This window comes from Nitrosomonas sp., assembly GCF_043753625.1.
In the GTDB taxonomy this organism is placed as follows: Bacteria; Pseudomonadota; Gammaproteobacteria; order Burkholderiales; family Nitrosomonadaceae; genus Nitrosomonas.
This window is the reverse complement of record NZ_JAYUWI010000018.1, coordinates 29121-49110: the sequence shown is the minus strand read 5'-3', so window position 1 is coordinate 49110 and position 19990 is coordinate 29121. Positions and strand designations below refer to the sequence as shown.

The 19990-nt window shown below is 44.3% G+C and carries 19 protein-coding genes; 7 read left to right on the top strand and 12 right to left on the bottom strand.

The annotated features are described in order from the left end of the window. Window positions 1–6 precede the first annotated feature (6 nt). Complete coding sequence (locus ACH10T_RS01570) at window positions 7–879, top strand: ATP-binding protein (RefSeq protein ID WP_394807584.1); 873 nt, start codon at window positions 7–9, stop codon at window positions 877–879. A gap of 8 nt (window positions 880–887) precedes the next feature. Then, window positions 888–1856: a Nudix family hydrolase gene (locus tag ACH10T_RS01565; RefSeq protein ID WP_394807583.1), complete on the top strand. Its 969-nt coding sequence runs from the start codon at window positions 888–890 to the stop codon at window positions 1854–1856. Between the two features lie 37 nt (window positions 1857–1893). Here the strand turns inward: ACH10T_RS01565 and ACH10T_RS01560 are convergent, their stop codons facing one another. Continuing rightward, entirely contained in the window at window positions 1894–3042 is a 1149-nt protein-coding gene (locus ACH10T_RS01560) for a DUF484 family protein (protein ID WP_394807582.1), read from the bottom strand. After that, window positions 3023–3217, bottom strand: a complete 195-nt coding sequence (locus ACH10T_RS01555) for a DNA gyrase inhibitor YacG (RefSeq protein WP_394807581.1) — start codon at window positions 3215–3217, stop codon at window positions 3023–3025. Before ACH10T_RS01555 ends, ACH10T_RS01560 begins: the two co-directional genes overlap by 20 nt. A 274-nt stretch (window positions 3218–3491) precedes the next feature. On the opposite strand from ACH10T_RS01555, the gene ACH10T_RS01550 reads away from it, so the two are divergent. The 4 genes from ACH10T_RS01550 to ACH10T_RS01535 all read left to right on the top strand — a co-directional run bounded on the left by ACH10T_RS01550 (window position 3492) and on the right by ACH10T_RS01535 (window position 7670). Then, the gene (locus tag ACH10T_RS01550) at window positions 3492–4067 is read left to right on the top strand and encodes an RNA polymerase sigma factor (RefSeq protein WP_394807593.1); all 576 of its coding nucleotides are present in this window, start codon (window positions 3492–3494) and stop codon (window positions 4065–4067) included. Next, entirely contained in the window at window positions 4064–4633 is a 570-nt protein-coding gene (locus ACH10T_RS01545) for a DUF3619 family protein (protein WP_394807580.1), read from the top strand. The genes ACH10T_RS01550 and ACH10T_RS01545 overlap by 4 nt, the downstream gene beginning before the upstream one ends. A gap of 272 nt (window positions 4634–4905) precedes the next feature. After that, window positions 4906–7200 (top strand): ABC transporter ATP-binding protein, encoded by a 2295-nt coding sequence (locus ACH10T_RS01540; protein WP_394807579.1) that lies wholly within the window; start codon window positions 4906–4908, stop codon window positions 7198–7200. Beyond that, complete coding sequence (locus ACH10T_RS01535) at window positions 7197–7670, top strand: DUF1854 domain-containing protein (RefSeq protein ID WP_394807578.1); 474 nt, start codon at window positions 7197–7199, stop codon at window positions 7668–7670. The genes ACH10T_RS01540 and ACH10T_RS01535 overlap by 4 nt, the downstream gene beginning before the upstream one ends. A gap of 36 nt (window positions 7671–7706) precedes the next feature. Here ACH10T_RS01535 and mnmE read toward each other — a convergent pair whose 3' ends face one another. From mnmE to rpmH, 5 genes are all read right to left on the bottom strand, one after another. Beyond that, complete coding sequence (mnmE, locus tag ACH10T_RS01530; RefSeq protein ID WP_394807592.1) at window positions 7707–9062, bottom strand: tRNA uridine-5-carboxymethylaminomethyl(34) synthesis GTPase MnmE; 1356 nt, start codon at window positions 9060–9062, stop codon at window positions 7707–7709. Between the two features lie 73 nt (window positions 9063–9135). Then, window positions 9136–11076 carry a membrane protein insertase YidC gene (gene yidC / locus ACH10T_RS01525; protein WP_394807577.1) on the bottom strand — a complete coding sequence of 647 codons (1941 nt, stop codon included), beginning with the start codon at window positions 11074–11076 and terminating at the stop codon, window positions 9136–9138. A 179-nt stretch (window positions 11077–11255) separates the two neighbouring features. Further along, window positions 11256–11465, bottom strand: coding sequence for a membrane protein insertion efficiency factor YidD (yidD, locus tag ACH10T_RS01520; RefSeq protein ID WP_394807576.1), 210 nt, complete (start codon window positions 11463–11465; stop codon window positions 11256–11258). Next, window positions 11453–11839: a ribonuclease P protein component gene (gene rnpA / locus ACH10T_RS01515; RefSeq protein ID WP_394807575.1), complete on the bottom strand. Its 387-nt coding sequence runs from the start codon at window positions 11837–11839 to the stop codon at window positions 11453–11455. Before rnpA ends, yidD begins: the two co-directional genes overlap by 13 nt. A gap of 5 nt (window positions 11840–11844) precedes the next feature. After that, complete coding sequence (gene rpmH / locus ACH10T_RS01510) at window positions 11845–11979, bottom strand: 50S ribosomal protein L34 (protein WP_292994978.1); 135 nt, start codon at window positions 11977–11979, stop codon at window positions 11845–11847. Window positions 11980–12364: 385 nt separating this feature from the next. Here rpmH and ACH10T_RS01505 point away from each other — a divergent pair, with 385 nt between their 5' ends. Next, the gene (locus tag ACH10T_RS01505) at window positions 12365–12838 is read left to right on the top strand and encodes a DUF5658 family protein (RefSeq protein WP_394807574.1); all 474 of its coding nucleotides are present in this window, start codon (window positions 12365–12367) and stop codon (window positions 12836–12838) included. 654 nt (window positions 12839–13492) lie between these two features. On the opposite strand, the gene ACH10T_RS01500 is transcribed toward ACH10T_RS01505, so the two are convergent. The 5 genes from ACH10T_RS01500 to ACH10T_RS01480 form a co-directional block, all read right to left on the bottom strand. Next, window positions 13493–14839 (bottom strand): TolC family outer membrane protein, encoded by a 1347-nt coding sequence (locus ACH10T_RS01500; RefSeq protein WP_394807573.1) that lies wholly within the window; start codon window positions 14837–14839, stop codon window positions 13493–13495. Between the two features lie 5 nt (window positions 14840–14844). Further along, window positions 14845–16197 (bottom strand): HlyD family type I secretion periplasmic adaptor subunit, encoded by a 1353-nt coding sequence (locus tag ACH10T_RS01495; RefSeq protein WP_394807572.1) that lies wholly within the window; start codon window positions 16195–16197, stop codon window positions 14845–14847. A gap of 61 nt (window positions 16198–16258) precedes the next feature. Next, window positions 16259–18040, bottom strand: coding sequence for a type I secretion system permease/ATPase (locus ACH10T_RS01490; protein WP_394807571.1), 1782 nt, complete (start codon window positions 18038–18040; stop codon window positions 16259–16261). A gap of 111 nt (window positions 18041–18151) precedes the next feature. Next, window positions 18152–19030 carry an NAD-dependent epimerase/dehydratase family protein gene (locus tag ACH10T_RS01485; RefSeq protein ID WP_394807570.1) on the bottom strand — a complete coding sequence of 293 codons (879 nt, stop codon included), beginning with the start codon at window positions 19028–19030 and terminating at the stop codon, window positions 18152–18154. Further along, window positions 19023–19934: a glycosyltransferase family 2 protein gene (locus ACH10T_RS01480; RefSeq protein ID WP_394807569.1), complete on the bottom strand. Its 912-nt coding sequence runs from the start codon at window positions 19932–19934 to the stop codon at window positions 19023–19025. The genes ACH10T_RS01485 and ACH10T_RS01480 overlap by 8 nt, the downstream gene beginning before the upstream one ends. Between the last annotated feature and the right edge of the window lie 56 nt (window positions 19935–19990).

Below are 19990 nucleotides of genomic sequence, written 5' to 3'. Positions count from 1 at the left end.
TATCCCATGAATGATTTAGACAAGCTCTGTGAGCGGGCGGACAGGCTGCTCGATCACTTGGAAAAGTTTTTGCCGATTAAGCAGCCTGAGCCTGACTGGCAAACTGCGATTGCTTTTCGTTGGCGCAGGCAAGGGAATGCGGGGTATATCCAGTCGATTACGCATCCGCACCGGATTGCGCTCGATGCATTGTGCGGCATTGACGATCAGAAGCAGCGGATTGACCAGAATACGCAGCAGTTTGTGCAGGGATTTTCTGCTAATAATGTGCTGTTGACCGGTGCGCGCGGCACGGGAAAGTCATCGCTGATCAAAGCGCTGTTGAATAAATATGCAGGCGATGGATTGCGCCTGATCGAGGTGGAAAAGCATCACCTCGTCGATTTGCATGACATTGTGGAAAGGATTTATCAGCGTCCAGAGCGGTTTATTTTGTTTTGTGACGATTTGTCATTTGAGACCGATGAGCCGGGGTATAAGGCGCTTAAGGTTGTGCTGGATGGGTCGATCGCCACGGTTTCCGATAATGTTGTGATCTATGCCACATCGAACCGGCGTCATATGGTGCCGGAGTTCATGCGCGATAATCTTGATACGCGGCACATCGGCGAGGAAGTGCATCCGAGCGAGGCGATTGAGGAAAAAATTTCGTTATCGGAGCGTTTTGGTTTGTGGGTATCGTTTTATCCGTTCAATCAGGATCAGTACCTGGAGATCGTGCGCTATTGGCTGGCTTATTTCGGTATCCAGGAAATGACCGCGCTGGCATGCACCGAAGCCTTGCAATGGGCAATCGAACGCGGCTCGCGTAGCGGACGGGTAGCGTGGCAATTCGCACGCGATCTGGCGGGTAGACAAAAATCAGGCTGTGCCAATTAAAATAGTTTATGCATCGTTTATCCGCACCACTCGCTGAATCAGTCCCAATCGTTGAAGTCGTCGCAGCTGTGATTTTACGGCCAGATGGCCAGTTCTTGCTGACGCGCAGACCCGGTGGCAAGGTGTATTCCGGTTATTGGGAATTTCCCGGCGGCAAGGTCGAACCGAACGAATCGCTATTACATGCGCTCGAGCGGGAGTTATGGGAAGAGCTGGGCATTCACGTTCGTCTAGCCCATCCTTGGTTAACAAGAATTTTTACTTATTCGCATGCTACGGTGCGCTTGCATTTTTTTCGTGTGGTGGAATGGGAAGGCAAGCCTTCGCCCAGGGAAAAGCAAGGATTATCCTGGCAACAGCCACATCAAGTTGAAGTGTCTCCCATCCTGCCCGCCAATGGCCCCATTTTGCAAGCGCTTTTGTTGCCGCCGGTTTATGCTATTACCCAAGCTACTGAGATCGGAATCGAACCAGCATTGAAGCAGATTGAGCAAGCATTGCAGAATGGCTTGCGCTTGCTGCAGATTCGTGAGAAACAAATGGCGAAAGATGTGCTGCGGGAATTTTCCTTGCAGGTACTCGCGCTTGCGCAGTCTTATCAAGCGAGAGTGTTGATAAACGGCGATGCAGAACTGGCGCGTGAGATGGGCGCCGATGGCGTGCATTTTACGTCATCGCAACTGATGGCATTGTCGTGCTGTCCTGATCCGGAATATGGATTATGTGGCGCATCTTGCCACAATGCCGAAGAACTTTTTGCAGCAGAGCAACTGGGGTTTGATTTTGTCGTTTTAGGGCCGGTGCAATCTACGCTCAGCCATCCGGAAATATCGCCACTGGGCTGGAAAAGATTTGCCACGCTGATTCGTGATTATTCGTTGCCGGTTTATGCATTGGGTGGACTACATCCGGAAGATTTGCCGATAGCGCAGGAAATGGGTGCGCAGGGTATAGCCATGATGCGTGGTATCGTATAATTGATTGAAATGATGCAGTGGAAAACTGACTAATGGATTATTCCGTCATTTCATAAGTTGCCGGATTGGTGTAAACCGCTACCTGATTCCTGCCGCCATTTTTGGCGGCGTATAATGCTTTGTCTGCTCTGTCTAGCAGGGTTGTGCCGATAAATTCGGCATCGGGTGGTTGGGCGGTTAATAAGCTTCTCAAACTGGCCATGCCGATTGAAACCGATACATTGAATTGTTTGTCATGAAAATTCAGGGTTGTGGAATAAATTGCCTGGCGTAGACGTTCCGCGATTTCATGAGCAGCTTGTAGCGTTGTCGTCGGCAGTGCGACAACAAATTCTTCTCCACCGTAACGCGCCACGATATCACAGGATCTGACTTGTTCTTTGATTAAACTGACCATGTGCCGTAACACCAAGTCCCCTGTTTGATGCCCATACGTGTCATTTACATTTTTGAAATGATCAACGTCAAGAAACATGCAAATCAGATCGTCATCCCAGCGGATACATCTGGCGATCTCATCTTTGAAACGCAAATCGAAATAGCGGCGATTATAAGCTTGTGTCAGAACATCCTGATAACTGACTTCCTTGATTCTTTGCTGGTTGAGGCAATTTTCTACTGCAACGGCAGTCATGGCTGACAGTTTCTGCAGAAAAAGTGTTCCAACACCTTGTTGGTAGCGGTTAATATCGTGGCTTAACATCAATAATGCGCCGATGATTCGATCGCTACGTAGCAGTGGCAAGAATGCAGCACTTCGAATTTGAGCTTTATTTTTTAAATTGACTGTCATCCAAGGGTATTTTTTTAATACTTCAGTACCCAACATCGGATGACAGACCAATGATTGGATGATTTCCGCATCTTTTAAGGTATCAAGAATCAGTAATTTATTCTCAAAGTTCAAACGAGCTTCTTCATCGTGATCAAAAAACAAGCGTTCGGTATCTCGATGATGATCGACGAGACATAACACAACATCCAGGAGTTGAAAGCGTGTTATGGATTGAGATAACAGTAAATCGCGCAATTGTTTTGGCGTGCTGGCCCCGATGATTTCGAAACCAAAAGTTTCATATAATTCCTGCTTTTTTTCATTGGCTCTGGCTTGTTTAATTAGATGATCCAGCTTGCGCTGTAATTGGCGATTCTTCTCATAAATCGATTCATCCATTAGTGGACTCATTGGTTTGATTATCTTCCGGATTTTGCTCTGGCTCAGGAATTCGGTAAGATTCTTGAGCCCACTTTGACAAATCATTTGTTTTGCACCGCTCGGAACAAAATGGACGAAAGCGGCTAGCCGCTTCCCAGATTACACGCTTACCACATTGAGGGCAATTGACTGTGCGTTGTTGCATAAAAGTGGGTCTTTGTTGGGTTGTTAAACAATAAGTACTTATGTTCCAGGAAAACATAAGTAGAATAGCTGAAAAATCATTGTGCATAGGCATTGATATTGGATTATCTGATATAAACTGCCACTAGGATAAATGAAGTCCATCTCCTATTCTTGCAGAAATTTAATATTGTTTCAGCTGTCATTATGATGTTTTTCTGAAGTTTTAAAAACTTCGCACTAGTTAGCTTTAATTTTTCAGATTACGTTTAATTTTTACTTAAAGGTTGGCAATTCTGGCTACTCGACAAGAACTTTCAGATTTCCTGGCCGGAACCGAGAGGCGCGCCTATAAACAAGCATTGTTTGCGGTTCGTGATGAACATGTGGCATTGGATATTGTGCAAGATTCCATGATGAAGCTCGCGCTAAAATATGCTTCGAAGCCGACGGAAGAGTTACCACTTTTGTTTCAGCGTATCCTGCAGAATACCATTCGCGATTACTACCGACGGCAAAAGATTCGCTCATTATGGACTACATTGTTTTCAGCGTTTATATCCAATGATCAGGACAAGAACCAAGAAGATTTTGATATTCTTGAAACTTTACAGATAAAACCAGAATCCAATTTTGCTAAGGAGCCCGACGCGCAGCTAGAAAGAGCACAGCTAATTGGTTTAATAGAAAAAGCGATGGAAATTCTTCCAGCACGTCAACGAGAAGCCTTCATCCTGCGTTATTGGGAAGAAATGAGTTTAGCAGAGACGGCTGAAATAATGAAATGCTCGGAAGGGAGTGTGAAAACCCACTGCTCGCGGGCAGTTCATGCATTGGCAGCAATTCTTGGGGAGAAAGGAGTGAAATTATGAACGAGCAAGAGCTGGGAAAAGAAATTGCCAGATTTTTAGATTTTGGTACTGATGAGACTATTAAGCAGAGTACTTTGTACCGGTTGCAATCTGTCCGTAGAGCGGCTTTGGAAGATTGCCAGCCCACGTTGGAGATCATTAATTCAGGCGATGGTACTTCCGTTTACGGCGGACATGGCGAGCATTTCAATACTGGAAAGCTATTATTGCTCCTGGTAGCGTTATGTACTTTTGCCGTGGTGTCTGCAACTTATTGGCAATTCCTGGAAAAAAATAAATCATCTTTAGATACCACGGTGCTGGTTGATGACTTGCCGACAGATGCGGATATGGGAAGTGAGCCAGAGCTGGATGATGACTTATCGATAGATGCTTATATTGACAATGTGCTTAAGCTGGTTGATGACTTATCGGTAGACGCGCATATTGATAATGAACCTGAACTGATTGATGATATGTCGACAGAGGCGCGTATTGATGATGAGCCTGAATTGACTGACGAATTACCGACAGATGCTCATATTGATAATAATGAGCTTGATGAATGGTTGGATTCCAATAAATAGTTGTTATTGAGTTGTTTGTTATTTTTATTTGGTGTCTTATTATAGAATCTGGAAAACCTTTCTGGAAAGAATTAAAATCGCAGTAGCAGCGTGATCCAATCACAATACAGCAGGGCTGGTATCATGCGAGTAATTCCGGGAGGAGATCTAGAAAGCGGTTTGAGACCTCGGAAAACGATTATCAGCTAGTAAGAATACGCGCTTATTTGGTTGCGCCTCGCCACTTAATTTTCTAGAGAAATCTTATCTTGTCTTTTCTTGCAGCTTAGCGGATGCAGCAAATTCAGAGTTTATCACTGAATAATCTCCCATCGATCTGGGTCGAAGCACTTTCTTCACAATTAATCGCTGAAGAAAATGTACTTGCCTGGCTTGAAATTGATCTCAATACACAACTCCATTTCGCTACCAGCCTTGTAGTAGTGACCAATAAGCGCTTGCTGATCAAAATGGCAAGCGATGAAATTTGGCAAGAATGGCGTTATCAGAAAGACTTATTACTGACGCAACGGGATTACGCCGGTGTCGGCTGTCTTGAATTATTTGATGCGCATGCACGGCTTGCTTATTGGCGTTACCGTTTAGGTAATGATACAGCAGTGAGCCGACTTGTCGAATGCTTTACGCAACAGCTTGACTATTATCTTACCGGTAAACTGCCGGTTGCAGAGTACACACAGATTCAATGTCCGAACTGTGCTGCATTTCTATCCTCTGAACAGGAAGAATGCCCAGTCTGCGACAAACAGAGTCATACACCACCTTCCACCTGGACATTGTTGCGTCTGTGGCGCTTTGCAAAGCCCTACAAGGGCCGCTTGCTTATTGGGTTTTTGTTGACCTTATGTAGTACCGCCGCAACGTTAGTGCCGCCCTATTTAACCATGCCGCTCATGGATAATGTGTTGATACCGTATCAGAACGGTCAACCGATCAATACCGATTTGGTAACGCTGTATCTTTCTGGCTTGTTGGTTGCAGCGGTGCTTGCCTGGATGCTGGGTTGGGCACGGACGTATATGCTGGCACTGGTTTCTGAGCGCATTGGTGCTGATCTGCGTACTACAACCTACGAACACCTTCTCAGTCTTTCCCAGGAGTATTTCGGTGGCAAGCGTACCGGTGATTTAATGGCACGCATCGGCGCTGAAACTGATCGTATTAATCTTTTTATTTCATTGCATTTGCTGGATTTTGCCACCGATGTCATCATGATTATTATGACAGCCGTGATTTTGATTTCAATCAATCCGTGGCTGGCATTTGTGACGCTTGTGCCTTTGCCGCTCATTGCATGGTTGATTCATCTGGTTCGGGACCGATTGCGAATTGGTTTTGAGAAGGTTGATCGTATCTGGGCTGAAGTGAATAATGTGCTTGCGGATACTATTCCGGGCATCCGGGTGGTGAAGGCATTCGCACAGGAAAAGAGAGAATCGGCGCGTTTCCATGCCGCAAATCAGCGGAATTTGCAGATCAACGATCGTGTGAACAGAATCTGGTCGTTATTTACACCGACCGTTACGTTACTGACAGAAATCGGATTGCTGGTCGTGTGGGTATTTGGTATTTGGCAGATATCGAAGGATGAAATTACAGTCGGAGTGCTTACCGCCTTTCTTGCTTATATTGGCCGTTTTTATATTCGACTCGATACGATGAGCCGTATTGTTTCCGTCACGCAAAAAGCCGCCGCGGGCACCAAACGGATTTTTGACATTCTGGACCATGTTTCCAGTGTTCCGGAATCATCTAATCCTGTGCACTTACCGGTAATCCAGGGGCAAATTGAATTGCGCAATGTCGGTTTTCGTTATGGAACGCGTAGTATCACGCGTGACATTAATCTGATTATCAAGCCCGGAGAAATGATTGGCTTAGTTGGGCACAGCGGTTCTGGGAAAAGCACCTTAGTCAATTTGATCTGCCGTTTCTACGATGTTACCGAAGGAATGATTCTGATCGATGGGCATGATATACGCTCGTTGCCGATTGCTGAGTATCGCAAAAATATCGGACTGGTCCTTCAGGAGCCTTTTCTGTTTTATGGCACCATTGCGGAAAATATTGCCTATGGTAAGCCGGATGCAATGCGCTCGGAAATTGTTTCAGCCGCTCGCGCGGCGCATGCCCATGAATTTATTCTGCGCCTGCCCCATGGTTACGATTCGCTGGTGGGGGAGCGCGGTCAAGCGCTTTCTGGTGGTGAACGTCAACGTATCTCGATTGCTCGCGCACTATTGATTGATCCGCGCATTCTGATTCTGGATGAAGCGACTTCTTCGGTCGATACAACTACTGAAAAAGACATTCAGAAGGCATTGGACAATCTGGTGCGTGGCCGTACAACAATTGCCATCGCGCATCGCCTGTCGACTTTGCGCGAGGCCAATCGGTTGATTGTTCTTGATCGGGGTAGAATCGTAGAAATTGGAAATCATACTGAATTGATGGCGCGTGAAGGCTATTATTATCGTTTGTATCTGGCCCAGGCGCGTAATGTCGATACTGAGGATCGGGCCATTGTTTCCGTTGCGGAGCATAGTGTTGCGGGGGAACGTATATGAATGGTGCGGATAAATATCAATTAAACCGGAATTCATACGGGCGATTGGTTTTTACCGACCGAACCGGCTTGATGCAAGAGGGTGTGGTGCCGGTACGATCATTTCCGATTACTGATCCAGATCAAGGTATTGCTTTGATTGATTCGCACGGCCATGAGTTATTGTGGATAGAGCGACTGGCTGATTTGCCGGAAGATTATCGTGTGCTCATTGAATCGGAGCTTGCGAATCGTGAATTTATGCCCAAGATAAAACGTGTTCTTAAGGTTTCAAGTTTTATTACACCGAATACCTGGCAAGTTGAAACGGATCGCGGTGAGTCTACTTTTATTCTCAAAGGTGAAGAAGATATCCGCCGCTTAACAGTGTCATCGTTAATGATTACAGATAGCTATGGCATTCATTTTTTGATTTATGATCGTTTGGCGCTTGATCGCCATAGCCGTAAATTATTGGATCATTTTCTTTAATGACAGCTACAGTTTTGTAGTTAAAAAACAGGTGATTTATTTGCCAATGCAAAAATGAGAAAAAATTTCCCCAAGCAGATCATCAGCGGTAAATTGTCCTGTTATTGCCGATAAGGCGTATTGTGCAAGTCTGAGTTCTTCGGCGAGAAGTTCCAACTGAGATTCATTCTCAGTGAATCTTTTGGCATACTCCAGATGTGCTTTGGCTTGTTTCAGTGCTTCCAGATGGCGTTGCCTGGCCATAAAAACCCCTTCTCCGGAGTGATTGAATTGCCAGCCGACAATGTCTAGTATTTTTTCTCGGAGCAATTCGATACCTGCGCCAGTTTTAGCAGAAAGATGAATGCTGATATCAGTTTTCTTGCTTTCAATTCTTGGTTGTTGATTCAAGAGGTCAATTTTGTTGAATACAGTGATCAAGGGTTTGTCAAAAGGGATGCATTTCTGTATTTTATCTTCTATATCAGGCTGATGTTGGCTGCTATCCACCAATTGAAGCACCATGTTGGCATTTTTAATCGCAGCATGCGTGCGTTCTATACCCTTTTGTTCGACAACATCACTGGTTTCTCTCAGACCTGCTGTGTCAATAATATGAATGGGTATGCCGGCAATGGCAATAGTTCTTTGGATAGTGTCACGAGTGGTTCCTGGCATTTCTGTAACGATGGCGGCATCATCCTCAACCAGTTGGTTCAATAAACTGGATTTGCCCACATTGGGCGCGCCTACGAGGACAATTATAATCCCTTCCCGCAATAAGTTTCCTTGTTGTGCTGCGGCGAATATTTGCTCAAGTTGGGTACGAACATGACTCAGTCTTTCTTTAATTTGCAATGCCTGCAAATTATCAATCTCATCTTCTGGAAAATCGAGCATTGCTTCTATGAGCATGCGGAGCGCGATCAATAAACTTACCAGCTCATTAATTCTGGCAGAGAATTGGCCTTGTAAAGAATTAATCGCACAACGTGCAGCTTCATGGGTGCTGGCTTCGATGATGGCAGCCACGCTTTCGGCCTGGATTAAGTCAATTTTATTATTCAGGTAAGCGCGTAGTGTAAATTCACCAGGTTGCGCTAAGCGAGCACCTGCAGAAAGGCATCGGTTAAGTAACAGATTCATGATTGCTGGGCCGCCATGTCCTTGTAATTCAAGTATGTCTTCGCCAGTGTATGAGTTGGGTGCGGGAAAATAGAGCGCGATGCCTTGGTCAATGATTTGACCGTCAGTATCCAGGAATTTGCTGAAGCAGGCATAGCGCGGCTCTGGGATTTTTCCCAGCATCGTCTTTACCAAGTGTTGCAGATTGCTGCCAGAAATACGTATTACACCAATTCCGCCTTTGCCAGGAGGTGTTGCGATTGCTGCGATGATATCAGGGCTTACTATGAGTAATCTCCATGGGCGCTACTTTAAATTACCGGTTATTCATGATGATAAATAACCGGTAAATGATGTTCTCTTATTTCTTTGTTCTCTTACCAGCAGGTGCATTTTTTGTTCTTACCGGTGCTTTATTTTTAGTGGAGGACGCTGCTGCGGTAGGTGATTGCGGTTTTTCTTTCTGCTCAGTGTTTGCAGCAGATATTACTTCTTCCTTGACGGTGTTTTCGTCATCATCATCAGCAGCGGGAGCAAGCAGTTGAGGTTCTTCTGTAGCCGATTTTGGTTTGTCCTTTCTTTTTTTCTTGTTCTTGTCCTTGTCCTTGTCCTTATTAGCTTCTTCTTCAGCCTTGTTTTCGTACATCCGTGTTATCTGCCATTGCTGGGTGATCGAAAGGATATTGTTGCAGAGTGAATAAAGTACGAGTCCAGATGGGAAAAAGAAAAAGAAAATACTAAATGCAATCGGCATAATCTGCATCACTTTTGCCTGCATTGGATCTGCAGGTGTAGGACTGAGTTTGGATTGGATCCACATCGATACACCCATAATTAGCGGGAGTACGTAATAGGGATCAGGTACAGACATATCAGTGATCCATAATGCAAACGGCGCATAGCGCAGTTCAACAGCAGCCATTAATGTCCAAAACAAAGCAATAAATACGGGAATCTGGACTAAAATGGGTAAACAGCCACCCATCGGATTAATTTTTTCTTCTTTGTAAAACTCCATCATCGCTTGATGCATACGCTGGCGATCACTGGCGTATTGTTCACGTATTCGTTGCAATTTAGGAGTCACTATCCGCAGTTTAGCCATGGAGCGATAGCCAGCTGCAGATAATGGGAAGAATATCAACTTGACAGTTAACGTCAAGAGAATAATTGCTGCACCCCAATTGTCTGTCCACGAATGATAAAAAGAAAGCAACCAAAATAACGGTACAGCAAGTACCGTTAACCAGCCATAGTCAACTGTGAGTTCGAGCCCCGGCGCCAGCTCAGCAAGTTTATTTTGTTCCTGAGGGCCTGCGTAGAAAGGCATTGTTATGTTTTTAGTTTGCCCTGGTTCAATCGTACCAAGGGGTGTGATAACACCAGCTGCATATTGGTTAGGTGCCAGCTGTTTTGCGTAATACTCGCGGGGCGTATTTTGTGCAGGTAGCCAGGCTGTCAAGAAATAGTGCTCCAGCATAGCTATCCAGCCATTATCTGCATTGTTTGGGTATTCTGCTTTGTTTTTATCCAGGTCGGAAAATTTTATTTTTAGAAATTTATCCGCCTCCGTATACATTGCGGCCCCTGTATAGGAGTGAACCATTGTGCTAGCATCTGTAGGGTCGTTCGCATCCCGAAACATCTGAAAATATGAGAATGGAATAATTGTAGTATCACTATGATTCTCAATCTCAAATTTAACATCAATTACATAGCTGCCGCGCTGGAAGGTATAGATCTTGGCTACTTGGATACCATCCAATTCGGGTGCTAGGAGACGTATCACTACCTTATCTTGACCAGGCTCAAGTTCATAGTTGTAATTATTCGAATCTATCGTATATTTTGTTTTGTGATTAGGTAATCCATCGCCTATTAACCCTGATTGCGCAACATGGAATCGTGCGGTTTTATCCAATAATAGTTCGTATGGTTTATTTTTATCTTCTCTGGATGGATGCTGGATTAAACCAAGTTGCCGTATATCGCCACCGGCTGTATCAATTTCAGCAACGACCATATCCGTTTTAATGTGAATTTTTTCCCCTATTGTGAATAGATTAGGCGTTACGGATAAGTTGCCATTTTCTATTCCGGAAGAAATTCCAGGTTCTCCAGTTGACGAAGACAGTTCATCGCCTGGCACTGGTAACGGGTCATGACGTTGATTTGATGAATTCGAGGCCGCTCCGGACATTACTTGTGAAGCAGACGGGTATAGTTCTTTTTGCCACGCGTCCCAAAGAAAAAGTAACGAAGTGGAGAAAATGATAATAAGTACAAGTTTTTTTGTTTCCATTATTTATCTGATCAGGTTGGTTTTTTTCGACAAAACTGCTTGTGTGCGATGCGTGTCAGTTGATCGTGCAATTGGGTTCTTTGCTGTATTTTCATTTTATGGCAGAGCTACGTTGTCGATAGTTTTGTAGGTATAAAGTAGTAAATTTTCTATGTGCGATGGCGGAAATTAATGCTTGATCAGGGAATCGGCTCGTAACCACCTTTACTCCAAGGATTACATCGCAGTATGCGCCAGATACTTAATCGTGTTCCATAGAGTAGTCCATGTTTTGCATATGCCTCACAGGCATATTGTGAGCAGGTTGGACTAAAACGACATGAAGGCACCGAAAGTGGACTGATACAGTACTGGTAGAATTTTATAAAGGCAATAATTAACCGTGACATTGCTGTAGATGGTGCATTAATAATCGCGTTTCAGCGGCCAGTTTTATCGACTCAATCCTGGCGACAGGACGGCGTAATCGTATGACCCAATCTATTTCATTTGTTGGATCGTTGAGCCGGTTTCTACGAAATGTCTCTCGTAGTATACGTTTAATCCAATTACGCTTAACTGCATGCTGTTCAATTTTCTTTGAAACAATTAGCCCAAGCCGCGCATAACCAAGCCCATTCGGCTTTATATAAATCTGGATTAAATCACCACTAACCTGATATTTTAAATTAATTATTGCAGCAAATTCTGTTGCTTTATGTAATCTACAATTTCTCGGCAGTGTATTAATTTCAATAAATCTAAAAATAAATTTTTTTTCCAATAAAATTAAACACTCAATCGAGCACGACCTTTTGCGCGACGAGCGCGAATCACGGCAGCACCACCGCGTGTTTTCATGCGCACAAGAAACCCATGGGTGCGCTTTCTTCTAGTAACTGAAGGCTGATAAGTACGTTTCATTTTTTCTCTCTAAATTTATTTAGTCAATGGAACCGCGTATTACAACTTGTTATGGGGTCTGGTGTCAATATCCTTTTTATGAATCAGTTGCTGCTTTTCATTAAATAGAGTGAATAATAAGCGTGAGTATAGGATGCAAGTAATTAATAAGTATAAATTATTTGTCGCTAATTTATTAATTATTGTGTATTTAAATAGTGAAGCGGCTTCTTACTTGGTTGCAATTTTCAGAAAGCGACTTTACATTTTTATAGCTGTATGGTAATTAGAGTGGAAATGGCTATTTGTGATGAAAGATTCAGTATTTATTACTCAATAAGATAATTTAATGGGGTAAAAAATAGCTGTTATTATTATATGAATAAATAATGCATGTGGGGTTTGTATGGCTAATGCGACCGAAATTTCTAACAATCGGAATCAGGATCGTCGTCAAGATATCCCTTTTTTTTGTCCTTTTCATTTGGGAATAAAAACTGGCAGGAGAATCGGTGAACGTAGAGCAGTGGATAGAGGAGAGCCAGTGTATGTGGACTGCTATGCAGGACATTTGATGCTATGTACCATCGCTATTCTATTCTTAAGTATTGGTGATGCTTTCTTTACTCTGAACCTCTTAGCTCATGGCGGTGAAGAACTTAATTGGTTTATGGCGATTCTTATAGAAGACAGTGTAGAAAAATTCGTTGTTTTCAAGCTGGCACTTACATCAATGGCGCTTATATTGCTTGTCGTTCACCATAACGTTCAGTTGATTGGAGGAATGCGAGTGAGGCATCTTAAGTATATGGTTTTAATTGGGTACAGTGTATTAATTGGCTATGAGCTATATTTGCTGGAATTAGCTGCTACATATTGATGATGGCTAGGCAGAGGGAGGATAGAGAAGCTATCGAGAATTCCAGCAATTGATTTTTCATAGAGACGCAATTGGTCATATACAGTAAATCACTTGTAACTGCTTTTGCTTTATCTAAAAAAGATCGATGGGGCAATGAAAGGGAGGAGAATGAATTTGGCTATGTAGTAATTAACTGCTGAAATGGTCTTGTTTTTCCAAGTGACATTACGATGATGTGGCGTTTTTTCTGATCGATTAATCTGTCAGCTTCTAGGGTGACGAGAGCGGTTTGTTCTTGTACGCGCGATGCATGACTGCACTCTTGATTTTGTGTTTTCTTAGAAACTGACGATTGGCGCTTCTGGCTGATCCTTTGTCCGCATATACCCGATTCGACTCGATGTGCGCACCATCATAGCTGCTTCGAAATACATCATTTTGCTCTGGTTGCCATCTTCAAGCTGGAATCACCTTACCATTCCGGTATCCACCTCGAGCAGGATGGTCTTTTTATAGGGCGTGCTGCTGATTCAATTAGGTGGCGTCAATCACCGTTTCTGTTGCACCCTTGATCATCAATACGTGTGATGGAAGTTGTTCATTAACTCTATGGGTTCAATTCCCCTCGCTTGCTTGTGGCGGAGTGTTTTATTCAACACGGGCTGATTACAATTAGTTCTGAGTTATAAAATAACTTGCTATGTTTCTTAAATCATCGAGCGCGAGTGTACCAGCAGCTAACTGTAAGCGAAGGTATGCGAGCATATAATTATATCTTGCTTCTGCAAGATCGCGTCGAGTGGTATGTAATTGCTGTTGAGCATCTAAGAGATTTAGATTAATCCGTATCCCGCCTCGAATGCTTTTCTGTGTTGCTTCAACAAGTAATTCAGCGGATTTGACAGCGAGTTCTAGCGATTCGATTCTTTTGATACCACTTTGCAAAAGATTGTATTGTTTGCGCAGCTCAACAAGCACTTTATCGGTGATTGCATCGAGATCGGCTTCTGCACGGGCATGATTAGCCTTTGCCTGTGCAGTGATAGCGTTTACGCGACCTCCTGCATATAAAGGAATATTAACCTCGATACCTGCCGTAGCCAGCTGAAATTCTTGACCTGCAGTAACAAATGATCCAGATTTGTTTCGAGATAAGCTGGCAACGAGATCAACGCGAGGAGCATGGCCGGCGTGACTTTTCCTGATTTCTTCTTTGCCAGATGTTACGGTATGACGTTGTGTCACTAATTCAGAATTACGCTCAAGCGCTAATGCATACCAGGTATCATAGTCTTGCAGCTGAATAGCTTGAGCACTGAATGAATCAGACAAACGATCCAATCGGGTTATTTTTTGTCCTACGATTGCTCCAAGCTCGAGCTGTGCGCCTTCCAGCTGATCATGCGCTTCGATAACACGTGCTTGTGCAATCGCATACTTTGATTGTGTTTCAAGCACATCGGTAGTAGTTCCTTCGCCTTTCTGTAGCATACGCTCATTAATGCGTTTTAGTTCTTCAAGTGAATCGCGTTGTTTTTCAGCGAGCTTAACGTGATCCTGCGTAAGTAATGTTTTCACATAAGCTTCTACCAAACGGACTACAAGCTGTTGGCTGCGGCCGGTAAATTTTGCGCGACTGGAGTCAGCCTGCGCTTTTCCCTGGCGGTAGCCGGCGATAGCTTCCATATTAATCAAAGGTTGCCGTAGTGTCAGACTGCTTACTTGACTATTAAAATTGAATGGCACCGCACCAGGAGCCTGATTAAGCGGGTCTGGATCTCGTGTTCCAGTACTTCTGCTTTGTGTATGGGTGATCGATAAATTAGGCAATAAACTTGCAAGACCAATAGCTTCTGCTTGCTGCCCCGCTTCATTCTCATGGTAAGCAGAGCGGTAAGTTGGATCATGTTCTAATGCGGCTTCGTAAGCAGCTAATAGGCTGAATGCATGAACTAGGCAAGCCTGACTGAATAGAATGATAAAAACTAAAACAGAAACTTTCTTACGTGTGGACATCATTGCGACTACTCTTCGCTTAGGGCTGAGTGGGCGCGATCAAGTATCGGCTTGAATAAATAGCTCATTAATGATCGCTCACCTGTTTTAATAAATATCTCTACCGGCATGCCCGCTCTGATCTGTTGATCGGACAATTGTTTGATTCCTTCGGCAGTCACCTTGGCTTTCATATTGTAATATGGCATGCCGCTCCGTTCCTCCATTAAGCGATCCGCGGATACCTGAGTGACGGTGCCCGGAATATTAGGTGTTTTCTTTTGATTGAGGGCAGAGAAAATCAGGTCTACTTGAAGATCGACATAGACTTTGTCAATCAAATGAACAGGTACTTGGCCCGTAATGACCAGCACATCATCAGTTGGAACGATATCCATCAACTTAAATCCTGGTCCTATTACGCCTCCTTCAGTAAATACATTCATCCCTACTATGATGCCATCAACGGGTGCTCTAACTTCTACGTTAGTTAATTCAAAATCTTGCCCACTCAATCGGCTGCTTAGACTATCTGCTTCACGTTGTATGTCAGATAGTTGCTGGCGTACTTCTTTCTGGTATTCCTGTTGCCGTTGAATGCGGCGCTGTTCCAGCTCTGTTATCTGGCGTTGTATGCGGCCGATATTGCCGATATCCGAGGAAATCTCTCCTGTTAGTTGCGAATAGGCACGTTCAAGATCCAGAACTCGGTTACGGGGTACAAAACCATCCTTGGCCAAGTCACGCAGATTCACAAGTTGCTCTTCCAAGAATTTCAATTGCTGGTTTTTGCTGATCTTTGATGCTTCAAGTCCGCGCAGTTGTACTTTTAGACCGGCAATCCCTTCGTCAAGGGCAGCTATTTCATGTTGCAAGGCCAACCTGCGCGAAGTGAATAATTGATTTTGTATAATAATGTTATTGGCAACACGTGGATCACTTTGCAGTGATAGTAATTCCACAGGAAATTTAATTTCGCTTTTGCCATCACGCTCTGCCAATAAACGTGCTTCTACTGCGCGCGCAGTATAAAGCTGACTGCGGGTTATTTCGGTTTGTGCTTTGATCTGAACGGCATTCATACGTACCAGGATCTGACCCACTTTAACGTGCTCGCCTTCTTTCACCAGAATGTTGTTCACAGTGCCGCCAGTTTGATGCTGTACCGCCTGGAGGTGGCTGGCGACAGTGACCGTGCCTGAAATCGGCACGCCTTTTTCCAATGGTGCGAAAGATGCCCACAGAATAAATCCGCCAAAGCCTGCTAGAACAATCCACCAGCCAAGTTTGGTATGGGGTGTTTCATCAGTTTCGACCTGATTAGATAGTTCGGCTGGAACATTCTCGATAGGTGTCTTATTGTCTTTAGCTACAAGCTTCATTAGTATCCTTGCTCAATGATCGATGCTTTCTCAATTTGTAATTGAACGGGTGTGCCTTAGTTTATTCAGTTTTGGAGTCAGTTACATGGGTAGTTTCAGTCATCTGGTTTTGAGCGGCTTGTTTTTTGGCTTCTTGTTGTGCTAAAAGCGCTTGCTGCTGCTGTTGAGCTAATGCTTCTAAGACTTGATTTGTCGGACCAAACATCTTTGCTATGCCATCGTGTAATAATAACAGCTTGTTAGTTGCGCTGATGATACTGGTACGGTGTGTGATCAATACAATGGTTTTCCCACGTTTACGCAAATCAATGATGGCTGCCAGAAGCGCTTGTTCTCCCACATCGTCGAGGTTTGAATTGGGTTCATCGAGGACAATCAATGATGGATCATCATACATGGCGCGCGCTAAACCGAGGCGTTGTTTCTGTCCACCTGAAAGACCTGCACCGCCATCGCCCAGCGGTGTGTCGTAGCCGGATGGCATATTCAGAACCAATTCATGTACACCTGCTCGTTTGGCTGCCAGAATAACCTTATCCGCATGCACTTCGCCGAAACGCGCGATATTCTCAGAAACAGTGCCAGCGAATAATTCAATATCCTGGGGCAAGTAACCGATATGCGGACCCAGTTCATCCTTGTTCCAGAGATAAACATCCGCGCCATCCAATCTTACTTTTCCTGCGGCAGCTGGCCATACACCAACTAGTAAGCGTGCCAAAGTGGATTTTCCCGATCCACTCGGACCAATAATGCCGAGAACCTCACCGGCAGCCAGGGAAAAAGTTAATCCCTTGATGACAGGAAATTTGCCGCCAGGTGGAGCCGCTGTAATATTCTCAACAGCAATAACGCCTTTCGGTTTAGGTAACGCCATGCCCCCTTCGCGTGGTGGATTTTGCTCGAGCAATTGGGTTAAGCGCTCATAAGCACTTCGTGTACTGCCGATTTGCTTCCACACACTGATTAATAACTGAACCGGCGCAATGGCCCTACCTAATAGTATTGAACCAGCGATCATCATTCCGGGGGTAATGCTGTTATCTAGAACCAGTAAAGCACCTAATCCCAGCATGAGTGATTGCAATGCCACAGTAAAAGATTTAGACAGTGCAGTGACAACACCTGCTTTCTCACTTGCCTCAGCTTGTAAGTTAAGGAAACGGCTGTGTAACTTATACCAACGGGATTGAATATTGGGCAGCATGCCCATGGCTTCAATCACTTCGGCATTGCGCAAATTATTAGATGCCACATTGGTCGAAGCGACGGCCATTGAATTTGCTTCGGCTAAAGGTTTGTGTGAGATTTTTTCATTAATATAAGCCAAAATGAACAATATGGTTGTGCCAACTAAGGCGAAAGCACCCAGAGCCGGATGGAACATGAATATAACGAATAAATAAATTGGAAACCAGGGGGCATCAAAAAAGGCGAATAATGCGTTGCCGGTTAAGAATTGCCGCAAATTGGTCAGATCTTTTAGAGCCTGTCCAGCATTGCTCTCACCTTGTTTTAAGCATTGCTCAAAGGCGGCAGTATAGACGCGCTTATTCAATTTCATATCGAGCTGAGCACCAACGCGAATCAATACAAAACTTCGCACATATTCCAGAGCACCCATAAAAATATAAGCGCCCAGCATGATTAGTGTCAGCATTAACAGAGTCATTTCGTTGCGGCTGGTTAATACGCTGTCATAGAGCTGCAGCATATAAATGGCTGGCATGAGCATCAGCATATTGATAACGGCACTAAAAACACCTATGTTTCTAAAGGCTTTCTTAAAGCTGATCAACACCTGCGCTACTTCATTCTGAGGCGCTTTAAATTTGAATTTCATTTATCAATGCCATAAGATTGTGTAAGTCATTTAATATTGAAATGTACTGAATTATTATGCTGCCTATTTTGCCTTGCATCGGCTGCCTTGAGTACGTTTCTCAACGGACTGTTAACCAGGTAGATCTTCGGTCGTCAGTTTAAACGGTCTAGGGGAGAAATTTAGATCCCGCTTTGCATCTGAGCAGTCGAATGTTAAATCCTGATTCATTCTTTCCGCCATAGCAGATGTCCAGTTGCGGTAACGCGGTAGACAGCTAAGTCCCCATGCTGCTATCTGGAAAAACCAGAGTGGTATCGTCAACATGCGTGGTGGAAGATTCAGTGCCTCAAATATGCGTTTAATCATTTCACGATAAGATAAAGTTTCTTCGCCAGTTAGATTATAGGAACGATTGATCAAGTTTAAAGTGTTTAGTGCCATATAACATGCTGAGGCGACATCTTCAACGTGAATAGGTTGTCGTAGTCCCCTGGCTGATCCCAGCAGTGGAAAGAATCCAAAGCGGCGGATAAATCGTGCTATTTCAGCGATATTCTTATCCTGTCCGTGTCCATAAATCAGTGTCGGGCGTAAAATAATCCATTTTACCCCATGCGTGGCCGCCCATGTTTGCACAAATTCCTCGCTTTCTATCAATTGCTGCGCAATTCTCCGTTCGCTGGGGTCGGGTGACGTATTCTTGGTGAAGCGGCTGGTGGAAGATAATACAACAATTCGTCGAGCACCATAGGCGGATAAGAGATCAAATTGCTCAGGTATTATCCAAATTGGAGCCGCACATATCCAAAAGGGGATATTATTTTTTTCTGTGCCGATTCTTAATTGATTGGTTGTATCCAGCTGTTGCCATGTGATCTGCGGATGGCTTTGTATAATCGGGCGGCGAGAAAAAGCGGTGATATGCCAATCATTTTGTATCAATTGTTTCAGCAAGCATTCGCCGATCAGGCTAGTTGCGCCGAGCAATCCGGCATGTCGCTCACTCATGTTTTGGTTTCAGTAGCTTATAACAATTTTTTAGCGAATAGCGTATCACTGTGATACCGAAGCGGAGCCATATGGCGAAGGTAACGAGAACCATCAGAGCGCGTGGATACCGGCGCTGAAAGAATTTCCGGTAGAAGCGCAGCATACCTTTATGTTTATGCCAGGTGACAAAAAATGGCCGGGCACGGCTGCAGGTTCCCTGGAAATGGGTAACCAGAGCATTCGGTACAAAAAGAATTTTCCAGTTCTTTTGCTTAAATCGCATGCACCAATCCAGATCTTCGCAATGTAAAAAATAATCCTCATCCCAGGAACCAACATCATCGATGGCTTCACGCCGCACCAGCATCAATGCACCTGATATGGCTTCAACTTCAATGGGATATTGTGGCAATGGCTGTTTATCCAGATGAAAATCAAAAAACAACTGTGGCCAGTATCTCGCCAAGTAATATAAACCAAAGGCACGTACAAATGCTCGCCAGGGTGAAGGGATCGCGCGTCGGCCACCACCTTGTTCGGAACCGTCCGGGTTAATCAGATAACCACCGACCATGCCGATGTGAGGGTCTGATTCCAATACCTGAACCATGCGTTGTAATGAGCCGGTGCTTAAAATGCAGTCGGGATTCAGGAAAAGTATATAAGGGGAAGTTGCTTCCTGATAGCCAAGATTACAGCCCGCAGCGAATCCCACATTCTTACTCAGTCGGATGATGTGCAAACGAGCTTCTTCTGGAACCCTGGTGTTTAGATTTGCCAGACTTGAATCTGAAGAAGCATTATCGACTACGATAACTTGTTTTGCTTGTTCCAACGCAGCAAGGATGCAAGCTGTCAGTAGCAAATCGGCATTATGATTAACTACGACAACTGATACGGGCGCATGCTCTGAAGTGTGCATTTACTTAAATCCTATACTGATCGATAGATTGGATCAGATCTATGGTTCTGACCGGT